This is a genomic window from Pseudomonas sp. I2 (genome assembly GCF_040984075.1).
In the GTDB taxonomy this organism is placed as follows: domain Bacteria; phylum Pseudomonadota; class Gammaproteobacteria; order Pseudomonadales; family Pseudomonadaceae; genus Aquipseudomonas; species Aquipseudomonas guariconensis_B.
This window is the reverse complement of the sequence record NZ_JBCGFQ010000122.1, coordinates 1-953: the sequence shown is the minus strand read 5'-3', so window position 1 is coordinate 953 and position 953 is coordinate 1. Positions and strand designations below refer to the sequence as shown.

Here is a 953-nt window from a genome sequence, read left to right as displayed (position 1 = left end):
ATCTTGGGATTTCGTCCAAGCGTGTGGTGCATCACTGGAAAAAGGCCGGTGGGCCGGGGCAGATACCGGGGTATGCGACGCATTTGGAAGAAGTGGCGAAGACGGCGCGGTATTTGAAATATGGTGGATATGTGGCGATTGGGTTGGGGGCTTCTTCGTCCTACTTGAAAGTGCAGGAGGCGTGCCGGGCAGGGGAGACGGAGGAATGCAGGAGAATTCGGTTCACCGAGACTGGGAGCTTTTCTGGTGGGTTGGTGGGCGGCACCGCTGGTAGCATTGCAGCAAGTAACACAGCTAAGTTGGTATGCAATTTCGGATTCTGGGGAAAGGCGGTTTGTGGCATTGCCTTGGTAGGTAGTGGTTCATTGGGCACGGCGAAACTGGGTGAGCATTTTGGTGAGTACTTTGGGAAAATATTCTATGAGGTCTCATATGATTGATGTCAGTGACTGGCCTGCGGTTTTGAGACTGATTCTACTTGGTACTCCCTTTCTGATTATGATGACAGGAAGTGCCATGACACTCCATATTGCTGCATCTCGTCATTTCGGGGTGATGTGTCGTGCTTTTGGACGAAGCTCTGGGATGGACGAGGAAATCAGGGCATGGGGGACGAACACCCTTAAATCACGAGTATTCATCGTAGCGGCAATGAGTACTGCTGCCGTATGGCCCAGCCTAGGAATTCGGCGAGGATGGCTGGATCCGACGGATGCTCGAGAGTTTCCTGCGTATTTGGGGCGTCGCATGCGGGTGGCGATCAGTTGTGTCTATATCGGATTGTGTTGGTTACTTACGATGTATCTTTTTCGATTTGTAGCGTAGTCGGGGACTGTCAGATTTTTTGTGTGCGGGCCGGTAACGGCCTGCCGTCAGGCAGGCCCTGATTCTCACCAGGTCGGCCTGATGAACCGGTCTCCGTACAGAATCGCAAATTGATTCATCGCGCTTTT

General features: G+C 52.6%; 1 pseudogene. It reads left to right on the top strand.

Annotated elements, in window-relative coordinates:
• Nucleotides 1-440 (top strand): annotated as a pseudogene (locus WCE05_RS25835) (hypothetical protein); the annotation flags it as partial.
• Nucleotides 441-953 lie beyond the last annotated feature (513 nt).